The organism is Ruegeria sp. HKCCD6157, from assembly GCF_013110685.1.
Lineage (GTDB): Bacteria > Pseudomonadota > Alphaproteobacteria > Rhodobacterales > Rhodobacteraceae > Ruegeria.
Genome location: NZ_WVRB01000003.1, coordinates 232,432 through 250,449, shown reverse-complemented (window position 1 = coordinate 250,449; position 18,018 = coordinate 232,432). Strand labels below are relative to the sequence as shown.

General features: G+C 60.3%; 12 protein-coding genes. 10 read left to right on the top strand and 2 right to left on the bottom strand.

What is annotated here, in order from left to right:
* The first annotated feature begins 125 nt into the window (after positions 1-125).
* From xdhA to GS612_RS12990, 8 genes are all read left to right on the top strand, one after another.
* Positions 126-1,589, top strand: coding sequence for a xanthine dehydrogenase small subunit (gene xdhA, locus GS612_RS13025; protein ID WP_171640870.1), 1,464 nt, complete (start codon positions 126-128; stop codon positions 1,587-1,589).
* Positions 1,590-1,604: 15 nt separating this feature from the next.
* A complete protein-coding gene (gene xdhB, locus GS612_RS13020; RefSeq protein ID WP_171640868.1) occupies positions 1,605-3,923 on the top strand; it encodes a xanthine dehydrogenase molybdopterin binding subunit in 2,319 nt (772 codons plus the stop codon).
* A gap of 3 nt (positions 3,924-3,926) precedes the next feature.
* The gene (xdhC, locus tag GS612_RS13015; RefSeq protein WP_171640866.1) at positions 3,927-4,805 is read left to right on the top strand and encodes a xanthine dehydrogenase accessory protein XdhC; all 879 of its coding nucleotides are present in this window, start codon (positions 3,927-3,929) and stop codon (positions 4,803-4,805) included.
* 43 nt (positions 4,806-4,848) lie between these two features.
* Positions 4,849-6,450 (top strand): xanthine/uracil/vitamin C permease, encoded by a 1,602-nt coding sequence (locus tag GS612_RS13010; protein ID WP_171640864.1) that lies wholly within the window; start codon positions 4,849-4,851, stop codon positions 6,448-6,450.
* Positions 6,451-6,965: 515 nt separating this feature from the next.
* A complete protein-coding gene (locus GS612_RS13005) occupies positions 6,966-9,062 on the top strand; it encodes a hydantoinase/oxoprolinase family protein (RefSeq protein WP_171640862.1) in 2,097 nt (698 codons plus the stop codon).
* Positions 9,062-10,726 (top strand): hydantoinase B/oxoprolinase family protein, encoded by a 1,665-nt coding sequence (locus GS612_RS13000; protein WP_171640860.1) that lies wholly within the window; start codon positions 9,062-9,064, stop codon positions 10,724-10,726. Before GS612_RS13005 ends, GS612_RS13000 begins: the two co-directional genes overlap by 1 nt.
* Positions 10,723-11,790 carry a histidinol-phosphate transaminase gene (locus GS612_RS12995; protein ID WP_171640858.1) on the top strand — a complete coding sequence of 356 codons (1,068 nt, stop codon included), beginning with the start codon at positions 10,723-10,725 and terminating at the stop codon, positions 11,788-11,790. The genes GS612_RS13000 and GS612_RS12995 overlap by 4 nt, the downstream gene beginning before the upstream one ends.
* The gene (locus tag GS612_RS12990) at positions 11,787-12,524 is read left to right on the top strand and encodes an Asp/Glu racemase (protein ID WP_171640856.1); all 738 of its coding nucleotides are present in this window, start codon (positions 11,787-11,789) and stop codon (positions 12,522-12,524) included. Before GS612_RS12995 ends, GS612_RS12990 begins: the two co-directional genes overlap by 4 nt.
* Positions 12,525-12,715: 191 nt before the next feature.
* Here GS612_RS12990 and GS612_RS12985 read toward each other — a convergent pair whose 3' ends face one another.
* Positions 12,716-14,071, bottom strand: a complete 1,356-nt coding sequence (locus GS612_RS12985) for an MmgE/PrpD family protein (RefSeq protein WP_171640854.1) — start codon at positions 14,069-14,071, stop codon at positions 12,716-12,718.
* 229 nt (positions 14,072-14,300) lie between these two features.
* Here GS612_RS12985 and GS612_RS12980 point away from each other — a divergent pair, with 229 nt between their 5' ends.
* Both GS612_RS12980 and GS612_RS12975 read left to right on the top strand, forming a co-directional pair.
* On the top strand, positions 14,301-15,188 hold the full coding sequence (locus tag GS612_RS12980; protein WP_171640852.1) for a LysR substrate-binding domain-containing protein: 888 nt from the start codon (positions 14,301-14,303) through the stop codon (positions 15,186-15,188).
* A gap of 373 nt (positions 15,189-15,561) precedes the next feature.
* Positions 15,562-16,866 carry a UDP-glucose/GDP-mannose dehydrogenase family protein gene (locus tag GS612_RS12975; RefSeq protein WP_171640850.1) on the top strand — a complete coding sequence of 435 codons (1,305 nt, stop codon included), beginning with the start codon at positions 15,562-15,564 and terminating at the stop codon, positions 16,864-16,866.
* Positions 16,867-16,938: 72 nt separating this feature from the next.
* On the opposite strand, the gene GS612_RS12970 is transcribed toward GS612_RS12975, so the two are convergent.
* A complete protein-coding gene (locus tag GS612_RS12970; RefSeq protein ID WP_171640848.1) occupies positions 16,939-17,940 on the bottom strand; it encodes a sterol desaturase family protein in 1,002 nt (333 codons plus the stop codon).
* Between the last annotated feature and the right edge of the window lie 78 nt (positions 17,941-18,018).

Sequence of the window (18,018 nt, the reverse complement as noted above, 5' to 3'; positions counted from 1 at the left end):
ATGGCCCCATCTTTTTCAACGATCTGTTGAAAGTATTTGCCGTTTGCAGCGATTTTCCACCTCAATCTTTGCTCCTATGGTTTCACTGACCACCCTCCGGAAGGAAGGGGCAGAGGGAGAATTCCATGACGCATCGCACTCACATCCAATTTGTCCTCAATGGCAAGGATGTCTCCGTCCCAGACGTGTCGGCAGGCCAGACACTTCTTGATTTCCTGCGCCTGGAACGCCGACTGACAGGAACGAAGGAAGGCTGCGCCGAAGGCGACTGCGGCGCGTGCACCGTGCTTGTCGGACGGCTTGGGCGCACGGGGCTGCACTATGCTCCGGTCAATGCCTGTATCCGGTTTCTTGCCTCTGTCGACGGCTGTCATGTCGTGACGGTTGAACATTTGTCCGGGCCTCAGGGCCGGCTGCACCCAGTTCAACAAGCCATGGTCGATCACCATGGCAGCCAGTGCGGGTTCTGCACACCGGGCTTCGTAATGGCCCTCTATGCGCTTTGGATGCAAACTCCGGAACCGACCGAAGTACAGGTTGAAACCGCATTGCAGGGCAACCTGTGCCGCTGCACCGGGTATGAGCCGATCATCCGAGCGGCCATTGCCGTCAGCCGCTACGGCACCCCGGCATCTGATCATCTGAACACCGAACGCGAAACCATGACCGCGCGTCTGGCGGCCCTGAAGGACGGGCGGCGCGTGGTCTCCGGACCCAAGAACAACCTGAGCATTCTGCCATCCAGCGTCGATGATCTTGCCGAATGCCTGCAAGCTTATCCAAACGCCACGATCGTGGCCGGAGCCACCGATGTGGGCCTGTGGGTGACCAAGTTCCTGCGCGACATTGGCCCCGCCATCTTCACCGGTCATCTCGAAGACCTGAAAACAGTCGAAAGACAGGGGTCTCTCCTCCTGATCGGTGCCGGCGCCAGCTACACCGATTGCCAGGACCTTCTGTCTGAACACCTGCCACACCTGTCCTCCTACTGGGATCGCATCGCAGGGTGGCAGGTGCGGAATATGGGAACCGTAGGTGGGAATATCGCCAACGGCTCACCCATCGGGGACACGCCGCCGGTTCTCATCGCGCTCGGCGCGGAAATCACTCTGCGGCGCGGTTCCGAACGCCGAACCCTGCCTCTGGCTGACTTCTTCATCGACTATGGCAAGCAGGACCGTCTGCCAGACGAATTTGTCGAAAGCATCCGCGTGCCCCTGCCCCGACCCGATGATCTGGATGCGGCTTACAAGATTTCCAAGCGCCGTGACGAGGATATTTCTTCCGTGGCCGCCGGACTGCACATGAGCGTCACAGACGGGATCATCAACAATGTGCGCATCGCATTCGGGGGCATGGCCGCCACGCCTAAACGCGCATCGACAGCTGAGGCGGCGCTGAACGGCCAACCCTGGGCACGCGAAAGTTTCGAAGCCGCCGTTGAAGCGCTGGCCGAGGATTTCGCGCCTCTCACAGATTGGCGCGCATCGTCGGACTATCGGATGCTGACCGCCCAAAACCTGCTGCGCCGGTTCTTCCTTGAAAACGACGGCGAAACCGAAACACCCGTTCAACTGGCTTGTGCCTGATCAGGAGACGAAACCATGAAAGACAACGTTTCCATCACTGGATCGGCTCACACCAGTGTAAACCATGACAGCGCGGTCAAGCACGTCACAGGGCAGGCCGATTACACGGATGACATTGCGCTGCCACAAGGCGCGCTGCACGCGTATCTCGGCGTTTCCGACGTCGCGCACGCCAGGCTTCTGGGTATCGATTTCAGCGACGTTCTGGCAATGCCCGGCGTGGTCGGCGTGCTGACCGCTGATGACGTGCCGGGGGCCAATGATATCAGCCCGACCCACCTGAACGACGAACCGGTTTTCCCGACCGACGCCATACAATTCCACGGCCAGCCTCTGTTTGCCGTCGTTGCCGAGACCCGCGACATCGCGCGCCGCGCCGCGGAACGGGCAAAGATCGAATACGAAACCCTGCCCCACGCGCTGGACCCGATCACCGCGCAGAAAGCAGGATACCCGCATGTCACAGCGCCCCTCAAGCTGGAGCGGGGTGACGTGGCACCGGCTCAGGCGGCCGCGCCCAACCGGATCAAAGGCCGGATGAGCGTCGGCGGTCAGGATCACATGTACCTTGAAGGTCACATCGCCTTTGCGATTCCCGGCGAAGACGATGATGTGGTGGTGCATTGCTCGACCCAGCACCCGTCCGAGGCGCAGCATATGGTGGCGCATGTCCTCGGTGTGCCGTCCAATGCGGTCGTGGTCAACGTCCGTCGCATGGGTGGGGGGTTTGGCGGCAAGGAAAGCCAGATGAACCTGTTCTGCGCAGTGGCGGCCATGGCTGCCAAAAAGTGGAACCGCGCCGTCAAAATCCGCCCCGACCGGGATCAGGACATGACCGCAACCGGCAAACGCCACGACTTCGTGATCGACTATGATGTCGCCTTTGACGATGAAGGCCGCATTCAGGCGGTCGAAGGCAGCTTTGCCGCGCGCTGCGGCTTTTCGGCAGACCTGTCCGGCCCAGTGACCGACCGGGCGCTTTTCCACGCGGACAACGCCTATTTCTATCCGAATGTGCGCCTGAACAGTCGCCCGATGAAGACCAACACCGTGTCGAATACCGCGTTTCGTGGGTTTGGCGGCCCGCAGGGCGTGATCGCGGCGGAACGGATGATCGAAGAAATCGCCTATGCCACGGGGCAGGATCCGTTGGATGTGCGCAAGGCCAATTTCTATGGCACCACGGACCGCAACGTGACCCCGTATCACCAAGAGGTCGAAGACTGCATTCTCGACCGGCTGGTCGGAGAGCTGGAAGAGACCTCGGAATACCGCCAGCGCCGTCAGGACATCATCGCGTTCAACAAGACATCGCCGGTTCTGAAAAAAGGCATCGCGCTGACACCGGTCAAGTTCGGCATTTCCTTTACCGCGACCTGGTACAATCAGGCCGGTGCGCTGGTGCATGTCTACAACGACGGGTCGATCCACCTGAACCATGGTGGCACCGAAATGGGCCAGGGTCTGAACACCAAGGTTGCTCAGGTCGTGGCCGAGGCCTTCCAGGTCGATTTCAACCGGATCAAGATTACCAAGACGACGACTGAAAAAGTTCCCAACACCTCGGCCACTGCGGCGTCCAGCGGGACCGACCTGAATGGCATGGCGGCGTTGAACGCGGTCGAACAGATCAAGGAACGTCTGGTGAAGTTCGCATCCGAGACCTGGAACGTCTCGCCAGAGGAAGTGGTCTTCCACGCCAATCAGGTGCATATCGGCCAAGACGTTCTGGCCTTCGATGCATTCATCAAACAGGCCTATCTGGCGCGCGTGCAACTGTCGGCGGCCGGGTTCTACAAGACGCCAAAAATCCACTGGGACCGGGCCAAGGGACAAGGCCGCCCGTTCTATTACTTCGCCTATGGTGCGTCCTGTTCAGAAGTCACGATTGACACACTGACCGGTGAATACCGCGTGGACCGGACCGATCTGCTGCACGACGTCGGACGTTCGCTGAACCCTGTGCTGGACAAAGGTCAGGTCGAAGGCGCATTCATTCAAGGTATGGGATGGCTGACCACTGAAGAGCTTTGGTGGGACGATGCCGGCCGCCTGCGCACCCATGCCCCGTCGACATACAAGATCCCGCTGGCGTCAGACCGCCCGCGCATCTTCAACGTGAACCTTGCCGATTGGTCGGAAAACCGCGAGCTGACCATCAAACGCTCCAAGGCCGTCGGCGAGCCGCCGTTCATGTTGGGAATTTCGGTGTTCGAGGCCCTGTCGATGGCCGTGGCCTCGGTCGCTGATTACCGGGAATGCCCCCGCCTTGACGCGCCGGCCACGCCCGAACGTGTGCTGATGGCCGTCGCGCGGCTGCAAGCCGGGTCCTGAGCCATGGTTGCCCTGGGTTCTCTGAACGAATTTCTGTCCGCGCAGCATAGCGTGATCCACGTTGCGTTGACGCGTGTCCGCGGGTCTTCGCCGCGCAATGAGGGGACAGAAATGTTCGTCGCGCCCGGGGCGTTGTGGGGAACCATAGGCGGTGGACAGTTGGAATTCCTCGCCATCAACGCCGCGCGGGACATGCTGCGTGACGGTGCGTTGCATCAGGATCTGGACGTGCCACTTGGCCCCGAGATCGGGCAATGCTGCGGCGGCCGGGTCGAACTGAACCTGTCCCGCATGCGTGCGTCCGACAAATGGGCCGCGACGGAACGCGCGGCCCGGAACGAAGATGCTTTGCCCCATGTCTATGTCATGGGGGCGGGCCACGTGGGGCGTGCCCTGGCCAATCAGTTTCAACATCTGCCGGTGCGCTGCATCCTCGTCGATACCAGACCCGAAGAGATCGCGCTTTGCGCCGCAGATGTCGAAACCCGGGTCAGCGCGATTCCCGAAGCCGAAATCTGGCGCGCGCCCGCAGGCAGCGCCTTTGTCGTTCTGACCCATGATCACGGGCTGGATTTCCTGCTGACGACCGCCGCGCTGGAACGAAAGGACGCCGCTTATGTGGGGATGATCGGTTCCGCAACAAAGCGGAAAAAACTCAGGAACTGGGCGCAGAAACACTGTGACGGACAGTCCATCGAACATTTGAAATGCCCCATTGGGGCTAGCGGTAGCCGCGACAAGCGGCCCAGCGTCATCGCCGCCTTCGTGGCGGCCGAAGTGATGGCTGAATTGACCTCTGAAACTGCCGCGACCGCCCTGACCGGGGCAAACCAGGCACCCCTGCGGGGCCATCATCACGACCGGAAAGGGAGATCGGCCTAACACCTGTCGGGCCAAACCGGTCACATCAGAGGAGGAGACCGTCATGGACGGGAGGACCTATGAATACAAGCTGTTTACCCGCAGCGATTTCAGCGCTTTCTGGGCGCTGTTTACCGACAACCTTGTCAACTTGCTGATCCTGTCCGGGGTCTGCCAGTTCGTGTTTCAAATGCCTGCGGACATCGTCTTTGGCCGCATCGTTCCCGGCGCTGCCATCGCGATTTTGGCCGGTGTAACCGTCTACGCATACCTCGCCAAATGGGCGGCAAACGCGCAGGGCAAAGACGTAACCGCGCTGCCCTACGGCATCTCGACGCCAGTCATGTTCGTCTACCTGTTCGGGGTGATCGGACCCATCTATTGGGCGACAAATGATCCAATGCTTGCCTGGCAAGTGGGCATCGGCGCCGGGTTCATGGGCGGCATCGTCGCGGCTCTGGGCGCCGTGGTTGGGCCGTATCTCAAGCGGATCACGCCACGTGCGGGGATGCTGGGGACGCTGTGCGGCATTGCCCTGGTCTTCATCGGCTCTGTGCCGCTGGCCGAAGTGTTCGAGAACCCCATCATCGGCTTTACGTCGCTGCTGTTCATCCTCTGGGGTTTGATCGGCCGTTTCCGCCTTCCGGGCAATGTTCCGGCCGGCCTTGTCGCGATTGCTGCCGGTACCGTGATCGCCCTTCTACTTGGCGAGTCCAAAATCGATGTCAGCGGCATCGGGTTCTACCCGCCGATCCCGTATTTCGGTGATCTGATCGCCGGTGTGCAATACCTGTTCGCCAACCCTGAGCTGTTCCTGGTGCTGATCCCCGTGCAGATCTACAACTTCATCGAAACGATGAACAACGTGGAATCCGCCGAAGCGGCAGGCGACCATTACCCTGTCGGGCTCTGCCAGGTGACGGACGGCGCGGGCACGATGCTGGGCGCTCTGTTTGGTTCGCCATTCCCGACAACCGTCTACATCGGCCATCCGGCCTATAAACGGCTGGATGCCCATGCGGGGTATATTGTCGGTGTGGCCGTTGTAATTGCCGCCGCCGCCTTTCTGGGGTTCCTGTCCTTCCTTGCGGGGCTGATCCCGATCGCCGCAGCCGCACCGGTACTGGTCTTTGTATCAGTCAGCCTGATCACCAACACGGCCTGGGCCGTTAAACCGATGCACATGACTGCGGTATCCTTTGCGATCCTGCCCCATATCTCGGCCTTCCTGATGGTCAAATGGGGATCTTTGATGAACGCCCTGCGCAGCAGCGGTGTCGAAGGGCTGCCATCCTTGGGAGATCCTGATCTGACTTCGGCCCTTCTGATGGAAGGGGCGCATTACGAGGGGCACCTTGCCCTGAGCCAGGGGGCGATCATCACCGGTCTGGTCTGGGGTGCCATCGTGGCCGATGTGATTGACGGGCGCTTCCGGATGGCCGGCGCGTTTGCTGTCGCAGGTGGGCTGATGTCTTCGATCGGCATCATCCATTCCTACACGCTACAGATGCCTCAGTTCGACGGGATAACCATCGGCTATCTGATCATCGGCGCGTTCCTGTACGTCTACCCGGTGTTCGCCCCCAAAGAGGATCTTAAGCATCGCATCATCGTACCGGACGAGCCCGACCTCATCGATGACGACTCACCCGCTCAACAGGCCTGATCGGCAACGGGGCAGTCGCACGGCTGCCCCAAAAACCATCCCTTCCCGTTCAATCGTGGCCGTTCAAGACGCAGAGTTTGCCCTGCGGTCGCTTGCAGATCTTTCTCTCGCCTATCTCCGGGCAGGGCATTTGGTTCGCACAGGTCTTGCAGAGGATCACCCTTGCGAACCACGCATCTGCGCCGCCTGGGCATCTTCCATCACGAACACGGGCGCTGCATCGGCTGGGTCACACACAACAGACGACTACAGGTGATGTGCGCGGGGGCAAGACCCTCACCCGCAAGCGCCGCAATCGGCCAGGCGTGACGAATTTTGTCGTTTGCAGGCTTTTGTGTCGCTTTCCGGCTTGTTGCGGCATGCTGGTATGAACAAGAATACCTGCCTATGAAGAGTTGTTTTCCAAATCCCATGGACCGCCGTGCCACCGGCTGTGACCTTGTGATCCCAGCCTGATCTCAGGGCCTCTGGCCCTTACGCATCACGCTGTGACCACGGATTTTTCGGATAACCTCATGACAACTCAAGCGCTGCGCCTGGCCATCGATATTGGCGGCACGTTCACGGATACGGTTCTTGTCTCTGGCGCAGAGACGATACTTGCCTCGACCAAAACCCTGACCACACATCACAACCCCGCCGACGGAGCCATGCAAGGCGCAGCGCGCGTAATGCAACAGACAGGGCACCGTCTGAGCGAAGTCACCGGTTTCATTCACGGCACCACGCTGGCCACCAACGCGCTGATCGAAAAACGCGGCGCGGTCGTGGCAACCGTGACCACCGAAGGGTTCAGGGACATTCTGGGAATCGCCTACGAGCGGCGCTATTCGCAATACGACATCAATCTGGAAAAACCTGATCTGCTGGTGCCGCGTGAGCGCGCGCTGACAGTCCGCGAGCGCGTTTCGGCGGATGGCAAGGTATTGAAACCGCTGGAAGACACAGCCATCGACGCGTTGTTGAAGGACATCGACGCCAGCGGAGCGGAAGCCATCGCCATCTGCCTGATGCACGCATATGCAAACCCCGAGCACGAGCGCAGGCTGCGCGACATGCTGGTGGACAGGCGCCCCGATCTGACCGTCTCGATTTCGTCGGATGTCAGCCCCGAAGCGCGCGAATTCGACCGGCTGTGCACGACGGTCGCCAACGCCTATATCCAGCCTCTGATGGCAACGTATCTGGCCCGGTTTGTCCGGCAATTCGAGGCCCAGGGCGTCACCTGTCCGATCCTGATGATGACAGCGGGTGGTGGAATGTGCACCATGCGAACCGCCGCGCGGTTCCCGATCCGGCTGGTGGAATCCGGCCCTGCCGGCGGAGCCATTCTGGCCGCCCGCGTCGCCGCCCGCGCCGGTCTGGATCAGGTTCTGTCCTTTGACGTCGGCGGCACCACCGCCAAACTGTGCCTGATCGACAACGCACGTCCCCAGACCTCGCGCCAGTTCGAGATTGCCCGCGCCGCACGGTTTATCAAAGGGTCCGGAATGCCGGTACGTATACCGGTCATCGAAATGATCGAGATCGGCGCCGGAGGCGGTTCGATTGCCGGGGTTGACCGGTTGGGACGGCTGACCGTGGGGCCAAAATCAGCGGGATCCGAGCCCGGCCCCGTCGCCTTCATGCGCGGCGGAACCGAACCCACGGTGACTGACAGTGATATTGCACTGGGATATATCGTACCCGACACGTTTGCCGAGGGGCATATTCAGCTTGATCCCGAAGCTTCGAAACGGGCGCTGAGCCGGGTGATCGGGTCAAAGCTGGATCTGGATGCCGTAGGCGCCGCCGATGGCGTCAGCCGTATCGTCGACGAAAGCATGGCCAGCGCGGGTCGGATGCATGCGGTGGAATCCGGCAAGGACCTTGGCCCACGAACAATGATAGCGTTCGGGGGCAACGGGCCATTGCACGCCAGCCGGGTCGCGCGATCCGCCGGGGTCAGCCGCATCGTGATCCCGCCTGATCCCGGTGTCGGATCGGCTGTCGGTTTCCTGTTCGCTCCGGTGTCTTTCGAGATCGTCCGCTCGCGTTATACGTTGCTGGGCAGCATGGACCTGAACGGGATCAACACGCTGTTCGAAGCCATGATTTCCGAGGCCAGAGAGGTCGTCTTCCAAGGGGCCGGCGATGTCCCGACCCAGACGCTGCGCACTGCTTTCATGCGCTACCACGGACAAGGGCACGAGATCGAGATCACACTTCCCGACCGCCCCCTGACCGCCGAAGATATCGTGCCGCTGACCGCTGCATTCGAACAGGAATACCGCAAGCAATTCTCGCGCCCGGTGCCGGGGATGCAGATCGAGATTCTCAATTGGGCGGTGCGTGTCGCGACCTGTGACAGCGGCGTGCCGGCGGTTCCTGAAACGCCCCGGTTGAAGACAATCTCGGCGCCGGAAACCCGTCCGATCACCTGTGACGTTGACGGAGTATCGAAACCAGCGGCCTTCGTTGCCCGAGCGGATCTGAATCCCGGCGACCAACTTCACGGCCCCGCATTGATCACCGAACCGCAGACAACCACGCTCGTATCCGCCGACTTCTCGGCGCATGTGGATGCCATGGGAAACCTCGTCCTTGTACAGGACCAGAAAGGAGGCGCATGATGTCGTCCGGTCTTTCACACGACCTTTCGCCCGCCCGATTGCAGGTGATGTGGAATCGTCTGCTGGCCGTGGTAGAAGAACAGGGCCAAACCCTGATCCGCGCCGCCTTCAGCCCGATCGTACGCGAATGCGGTGACATCTCTGCCGGGATATTTGACGCCGATGGCCGGATGCTGGCGCAGGCCGTGACCGGCACACCAGGGCACATCAACACCATGGCCGAAGCGGTGCAGCACCTGCGCCGGGCTTTCCCGGTTCAGACCATGAAGCCGGGCGACATCTACATGACGAACGACCCATGGCTTGCCTCGGGGCACCTGAACGATTTTCTGCTGATGATGCCCGCATTCAAGGATGGCAAGGTCGTGGGCTTTACCTCCTGCACCTCGCATCTTGTTGATCTGGGTGGGTTGGGCATGGGCCCCGAAGGTTCCGACATTTATGACGAGGGCCTGCTGATCCCGCCCTGCAAGCTGGTTGAACAGGGCACCCCCAACGCTTTGCTGCTGAACATCATCCGCGCCAACAGCCGCGAACCCATCGCCAATGATGGCGACATCTATGCGCTGATCGCCTGTTGCGAAGCCGGGGTTGCAAGGCTGCTGTCAATGATGGAGGAATTTGGCCTCGACGATCTAGGGACGCTCGGCTCGTACATCATCGACACGTCGCGCCGCGGCACGCTGGAGGCCATCGCCGACGTGCCCGAAGGTGTCTACAAGAATGTTCTGAAGATGGACGGCTATGAGAATGAGCTGGAGCTGCACGCCACCCTGACCGTAAGGAAGGACGGCATGCATGTGGATTTCTCGGGCACCTCGGGCTGTTCGCGCAAGGGCATCAACGTGCCGCTGAACTATGCCACCGCCTATACGGTGTTTGCCTTGCGCTGCATTGTCGGCGCGGACATTCCCAACAATGCGGGATCGCTGGAGCCGTTTACCGTTGACGGGCCAAAGGGCTGCATCCTGAACGCGCAGCGCCCGGTGCCGGTTGCGATGCGGCATACCCTGGGTCAGGTCACGCCCGATCTGGTTCTGGGCTGCCTGCATCAGGCCCTGCCCGATGCGGTCCCGGCCGAAGGCGCAAGTTGCATGTTCGACTTGCCCATGCGCCACGCACCCGAAGTGGCCCGTGACGGCGGTCGCGAATTCGCGGTGGAACCCGTGCACAATGGCGGAACCGGCGCGCGACCTCATGCCGATGGTCTGTCGGCCACGGCCTATCCGTCGGGCGTGTTCGGCAGTCAGGTCGAGATCACCGAAAGCGTCGCACCCGTGACGATCTGGCGGCGCGAACTGCGCCCAGATTCCGGCGGCGCGGGCAAGTATCGCGGCGGGCTGGGGCAACGGATCGAGATGACCTCGTCCAACGGGGCGCCCTTTATCGTGTTCCTGTCGGTCGAACGGCTGAAATACCCGGCGCTTGGCCGTATGGGCGGCAAACCCGGCGCCCCCGGTCGCATCCGTTTCAGGGACGGTGCAAACGATATTCCGGGTAAAGGAGAATTGCGGGTGGAACACGGTGATTACCTGATCTTCGATACACCGGGCGGCGGCGGCTTTGGCGACCCTGCCGAACGCGACCCGGATGCGCTGGCACTGGACATCAAACGCGGGTTGGTAAGTGCGCAAGGCGCCAGGATTTACGGGGGTGACGCATGATCCGACCGGTTCCTTACGTTGGCGCCATGGGCGCTTATGCGCTGGCTGATCCGAACGGCGCAGGCACGATTTCACTGGCGCAGAACGAAAGCGCCTTTCCCGCAAGCCCCGCCGCCGTTGCGGACGGGCAGGCAGCGCTGGCGGATCTGGCCCTTTATCCTGATCCGGAATGGGCCGAAATGCGCTCGGCCATTGCCAAGGTGCACAGGCTCGACCCGGCACGCATTTTATGTGGGGCGGGCTCGATGGAACTGATTGGCTGTCTGATCCGCGCCTTTGCCGGGCCGGGCGATCAGGTGCTGGGCACACAATATGGCTATGCCTTTGTCGCCTCGGCCACAGCACAGGCACAGGCCGAATATGTGGCAGCGCCCGAGGTCGATTTGACCGTATCGGTGGACGCGCTGCTGGCCGCTGTCACACCTGCCACCCGCATCGTGTTCGTCTGCAATCCGGGCAACCCCACCGGCACGCTGATCCCGAATGACGAAATTATCCGCCTGCGATCGGATCTGCCTGGCGATACATTGCTGGTGGTGGACCAGGCCTATGCGGAATTTGCCGATGCCGCGAACGATCCCGCGCAGATCTTTGCGCTGGTGGATCGGGGCGACACCGTGATCACGCGTACATGTTCCAAGGCCTACGGGCTGGCGGGGGCGCGGGCCGGCTGGGGCTATTTCCCAAGCGAAATCTCGGGCGAGGTCCGCAAGCTTTTGAATCCCAACAATATCTCGATTGCCTCGCAGGCAGCGGCGGCGGCGGCAATACGGGATCAGGCCCATATGCGCAACGTGGTCGCACGGACAGCCGAAATTCGGGACCGGTTTGCGCAGGAGTGCCGCGAACTGGGCCTGAGCGTGCCGGAAAGCCACACAAATTTCGTGCTGATCCGCTTTGCCTCGACCGCGCAGGCACAGCGCGCCGACACGGCCCTGCGGGCGGAGGGCCTGATGATGCGCGGCATGGGCGGCTATGGTTTGTCGGACTGTTTGCGCGCCACGATCTGTGCGCCCCAGGTGATGGACAAGGCCCGCGACATCTTGAAAGGAGCGCTGACATGACCGAGACCCGCACAGCCGCCAAGATCGGTGTTCTGGTGCCCTACACCAACACCAATCTGGAACCGGATATGGAGATGCTGCGACCACCAAACACCACCATCCATTTCCAGCGCATGGGCGGCTATGACGTGGATGAAATTCCCGGCTCGGATCAGATGGCAGGTTTGGGTGCTTCGGATATCAGCCACGATCTGCGGATGATCTCGGGGGTGCGGCCCGATGTGGTGCTGTACGGCTGCACCTCGGCCACCCTGACCCATGGGCCGTCTTTCGACGCTGAGCTGGCGCAACAGATCAAATCGGAATCCGGTGCGCTGTCGCTGACCGCGGCCGGATCATTGATCGCCGCAATCAAGGCACTGGGGGCCACAAAGGTCGGCTTTTCCTCGCCCTATCTGGGCGAAATAAACGCTCAGGCGATGGATTTCATGGCCCAGAACGGAATCGAGACCGTTCGATGCGCCGATGTGGGCCGAAAGCTGGGCAATTACGGTCAGGGAGAGCTGACCCCGGACGACGTCTATGAACTGGCCTGTCAGGCCGATCACCCGCAGGCACAGGCCATAATTCTCAGCTGCACCGACATGCGTTCGGTCGAGGCGGTCGACCGGATTGAAGCAACGCTGGGCAAGCCGGTGGTCACCTCGAATCAGGCGATGATGTTCTGCCTTATGCGGGCGCTGAACCTGCCGCGTCATGACGCGCTGCCGGGGCGATTGTTCGACCTGCTCTGACCGGATCAGGGCGCAGGGCGACAGTGTAAAAGAGCAAGCTCACCTCGAACCGGTCTTGGATCACCCAGACTTGTTCCCAGCTCCAATTCAACCTGTGCAGCGGGCGGCAGGGCCTGCATCATCGCCGCCATCAGGATCAAGGGTTCGGATGTGCGGGTCGGAATGCGTTGATACGGCAGCTTCGGCAGATTTTACGTCTGGTCGACGGGGGCGTAGATCAACGCGCCAAGGTCTGAGAATTTCGAACCCGGCGCGCCCAGCCCCAGAACCGCATCACGAATGGCGGCAGCACGGGATGCACCCAGTGATGGTGTCGCAAATTCCATGAACTTGCCGATCACTTCGGTCTCATCCATTGGTGCCTCGGGTCCGCCGCGTGCGTGTACGTCGCCCGACTCGAGTATCCGCCCGTCGGTCAGGGTGATGCTGACATCGGCAAACCGGCTTTCGGGGAAACGGTCGGAATGGCGTGCGGCCTCTGAAACCGAGATACGCTCGACGATCGAGGCGACCAGCGGGTCGGCCAGGCCCGCACCGGTGATGTTCTCAACTCCGATCCGGCCATGCGCAACCATTGTTGCGACGGCAAATGGCAGCGAATACTGCGCCTTGGACGTATCATCCGGCATACCCTGGAAAAGGCAGGCGCTTTCCCGAAACGTGTTTACATGAATCGCGGCAATATCGCGGTAAGTCAGGTCGTTTTCACGCATGAGTGCACGGGTGGCATCAATTGCGGCGTGGGCCCAACGGCAGATCGGGTAGGGTTTGACATATTGATGCTCCATTTGCCAGAAATCGCCCAGATCTTGCCAATGGGGGGCAACGTCTGCCGCTTCGATGGTGATGGCCGGCGCCCCGGTAAAGCCTTTCTCGGCCAATACCGCTGAAGAAATGCCAACCAACGCACCCCAGCCCGAACCGTCATGCAGCATGGTGGGATTGGCGATCTCGCGCATCATCTGGCTGCGCGGGCCATGATATTCGGCAATCCCCATGGCCTGCCGCATCTGTTCGGCCGTCAAACCGCGCAAGCGCGCCGCCACGGCCACCACGCCAAGCGCGTTCCAAGCTCCGGATGTGTGATAATCGCTGACGGTGTCATGCAACGAAATGCCCGCGCGTCCCGCGACCTCGTATCCAACGATCACCGCCGCCAGCGCTTCGGGGCCTGAAAAATCTTGAACGGTTTCAGCCAGTGCCGCCAGTGCGGGAACGACGACAACCCCGATGTGGCCTTTGGTCGGATTGTATCCATCATGGCCGTCCAGATTGTCGGTCTGTGTGGCCGCTGCATAGGCCGCACCCGCGACGCTGACGCGACGACCGTCGAAAAGCATGCGCGCGCTCAGCCCCGGATCGCCCGCGCCAAACAGCGCTACCGCACTCTCGCGTGCAATCTGTCCGGCCTGCATCGGCCCCGATCCTATGGTGATCCCCAGCGTATCCAGCAGCATCAACGCTGCTGCCTTGCGTGCGGTGTCGGGAAAATCCTGCGCGGCACGATTCAGCGCAAAATCTGCAACGGTCTGAAAGGTATCTGTCACGGTGTCCAGTCGAGGTTTTTCTTTCGGGTTCCGTTTACAAGAAAAAGCCTATGTGAGTTTGCGCATAGCGGCACGAAAACAATCATGGGGCAATGGCCCCGGATTATTTGTGACTAGGACCAGATCACATTTCGAGGCAGAACCATACGTGTGAGTCGCTCATGGGCAAGACAGCAAGCCCTGGGCTTATTAATTCTTTGCGATGTGCCTTGCCTGAGAAACGTCCGTCATGATGAATCTTCCACACCTGACCTTTCTTCGCTCGTTCGAAGCGGCGGCAAGGCACCTGAGCTTTACCGCTGCTGCCGAAGAGCTGAACTGCACCCAATCTGCCGTCAGCAATCATGTCCGCTCGTTGGAAGAGTTTTTGCAGCGCCCCCTGTTCGTGCGCCATCCCCGTTCCCTGTCGCTGACAGATGTGGGCGAGGCCTATCTGCCGTCGGTGCGCCATGCCCTCCAGGAAATCAACGCTGCCACGCAATCGGTCATCGTGCGGTCGCATACCCGCAAAGTGGTGGTTTCTTGCCCGGTCAGTCTGGCCGAGAACTGGTTGCCGGATGTGATCCGTGGTTTCAACGCGGTGCATCCCGATATTGATCTGACGGTTCATGGCACTGTCTGGACTGATGTCGAACCAAATGTTTCGGACATCTCGCTGACAATCAATCATGTCGACGATGTGTCGCCGGACGCCCAACGTTTGTGGGTCGAAAAGCTGGCCTTGGTCTGTGCGCCCGGCTTTCTGGTCGATGGCGCGCCGCTGACCGACCCCAAGCAATTGCAGAATGCACCGCTGATCCACATCCTGGGCCGCCCCTCCTATTGGGAGCACGCGGCGCGGCATTTCGGGTTGTCCGATCTGAGCCAGAAGGGCGGGTTGCGGACGAATGTCTCGAATTTGGCGATGGAAATGGCCGCCAAGTCACTGGGATGCGTCGCCCTGCCCCGGTCGCTGGCCCGGTCCTATGTCGAGCGGGGGCTGCTGATCGAGCCGTTCCGGTTTGATCTGAACTGCCCCTGGACCTATTTCATGCGTCTCAAGGAAAAACCGGTTTCGCCACCGGTCCGGCTGTTTCAGAACTGGCTGTTGCAAGCCGCCGCTGAAATGGACAGCTGATCGACCGGTCATTTGCCGGGGCATTTCACGCGGCCCCTATTTACCCTTGCCAGCCAGCTTTTTGGTGGCGAGAACGCGCAATCACTTCCGCGCGTCATCAATACCCAAGGCAGGGGCTCTTCCAGCCATCAACAGCACCCTCTGCGCAACCGAGTTTCGACACCGACCAGTTCTTCCCGATCCTCGGTTCCGCTGAACAAAGCCGACATAATCGCGATTTCGAAGGGCTTTGCACCATCTGCGCTTCTATTGCCTCAATATCCGCAAGAATCTATGGGATGCATCACGCAACTGCTGACGGCCATTGAAACCGGCGTCAGTTTCTTTGATTGTGCCCACGCCGTCCGTGGTAATTGGTAAGAAGGATTTTTGGATGCGTATTGCAATGATCGGCACCGGTTATGTTGGCTTAGTGTCCGGTGTATGCTTTTCGGACTTTGGTCATGACGTTATTTGCGTCGACAAGGCTGAGCAAAAGATCGACATGCTCAAGGCCGGAGAAGTGCCGATCTATGAACCGGGCCTGGATGTGCTGATGGCAAAAAACGTTGCTGCCGGTCGCCTGAGTTTTTCAACCGATCTGAAGACGGCAGTTGATGGCGCCGATGCGGTTTTCATCGCGGTCGGAACTCCGACCCGACGAGGGGACGGCCACGCGGATTTGACCTATGTGATGGCCGCGGCGGAAGAGATCGCCCAAGCAGTTACCGGTTACACGGTCATCGTCACCAAATCGACCGTGCCGGTGGGAACAAACAGAAAAGTTCAGGAGGTCGTTGCGACCGCCAACCCCACAGCCGAATTCGACGTGGCCTCGAACCCTGAATTTCTGCGCGAAGGCGCCGCAATCGATGACTTCATGCGCCCCGATCGCGTCGTGGTCGGTGTGGAAAACGATCGCGCCGCCGAAGTAATGGCCGAGATTTACCGACCGCTTTATCTGCGTGACTTTCCGATCCTGACCACTGATCTGGAAAGCGCCGAGATGATCAAATACGCCGCCAACGCGTTTCTGGCGACCAAGATCACCTTCATCAATGAAATCGCAGGCCTGTGTGAAAAGGTCGGTGCGGATGTCAAGGAAGTTTCCCGCGGCATCGGTCTGGACGGGCGAATTGGCAACAAATTCCTGCACGCGGGGCCGGGTTATGGTGGCTCTTGTTTTCCCAAGGATACCGCCGCGCTGGCGCGGATCGGGCAGGATCATGCATATCCGATGCAGATCACGGAAACCGTCATTCGGGTGAATGACGAGGTCAAGAAGCGGATGATCGAGAAAATCCGCGACGCCTGCGACGACCGCCTTAACGGCAAGACGGTGGCGGTTCTGGGTGTCACTTTCAAACCCAACACGGACGACATGCGCGACGCGCCATCACTGTCCATCATTCCCGCTTTGATCGGCGGAGGAGCCAAAGTGCGCGTCGTCGATCCGCAGGGCAAAGCGGAAGGCGATGCATTATTGCCCGGGGTCGAATGGTGTGACGATCCCTATGTAGCGGTACAAGGGGCTGACGTTGTGGTGTTGCTGACAGAGTGGAACGAGTTCCGCGCGTTGAACCTGACCGAGCTGGCCGGTTCCATGAACTCTGCCCGAATGGTGGATCTGCGCAATATCTATTCAAAGTCACAGGCGCTGAAATCCGGCTTTGAAACCTATGTCGGCGTTGGACGCTGAAGGCACACCACCTGTTGTATCAAACGCGCCCACCGGACCCGCTTGGGTCCGGCAGGGATCTGCCTTCCCGGGCTATTCGGTGGCCCAGATCTTGCGGCGGCGTTCCTTGACCATGTCATTGCCTTCATCGGTGCCGTCGTGGAACGTGTTGAACCATTCATCCCAAGGCGTTTCCCAGGTGCCGTAGTTGCAGTCAAAAAACCGATGATGCAGCTGGTGAAAGAAATCCCCGACCTGAAACTTGGCCTTGTTGCCGAACTTCACATGCTCGAACCCGGCATGAGAGGTCGGAGCGCCGATGCCGTGATGGAACAGCAGGAAAATGGCGTGGATCGGATGAGACGGCAGCAGGAAGAATATCATCGTATCGAACATCAGAAAGAAACTTTCGACCGGATGCATCGCAAGCCCCGACCAAGGGCCGGTATTGATGTTGCGGTGATGCCAAGCGTGCACTTTTGTATAAAGCACACCCACATGCAGCAGCCTGTGCAGCCAGTAGAAATGGAACCCGGCCCAGATCGGCACGATGACAGTCATGGCGATGAACCAGATCGGGTTGCCGTCTAACGTGATCATCGTGATCCAGCCATTGGCATAGGAATACAGGATCAGACATTCCCAGAACGTCCAGAACGTCAATGCCGGGCCCAAGGTCCAGAACATGTTGTCCCAAACCTGATTTTTGAATGTGAACACCTTGGCGCCCTTCATCATCGGGCGCATGTCATAGCGGTATTCGTCCTGCTGCGTGCGGAACCTCCAAAGGGCCAGGTGCAAGCCGCCTGCGACCACCATCAGGATACAGAAATTGCGGAACCAGATTTCCGCAACCCAATCCCAGCCGAAGGTCTCGATCCTGCTCAGTGAAGGCGTCAGATAGGTCCAGGTGATGACCGCAAAGACCAGCAGCAGCGCCCGCAATGCAAGCGGATTCCAGCTTTGCAGCAGGTATTTCAACGCGGCCAGAGGTTTCATCGGCCAATCCCAATAGGGCGCGGTCTGAATCGGCAGCTGAGGCGTGTAATTCCAGATCTTGCGCTTGGCTCGTGGCGGCAGGGCGGGGTCTGACATAGAAGGCTCATTTCATCTGTTCACTGATCCCAAGCCTAAGGCCGGGGAACAAAAGCTCAGACCAAATTGTCTTGCCGG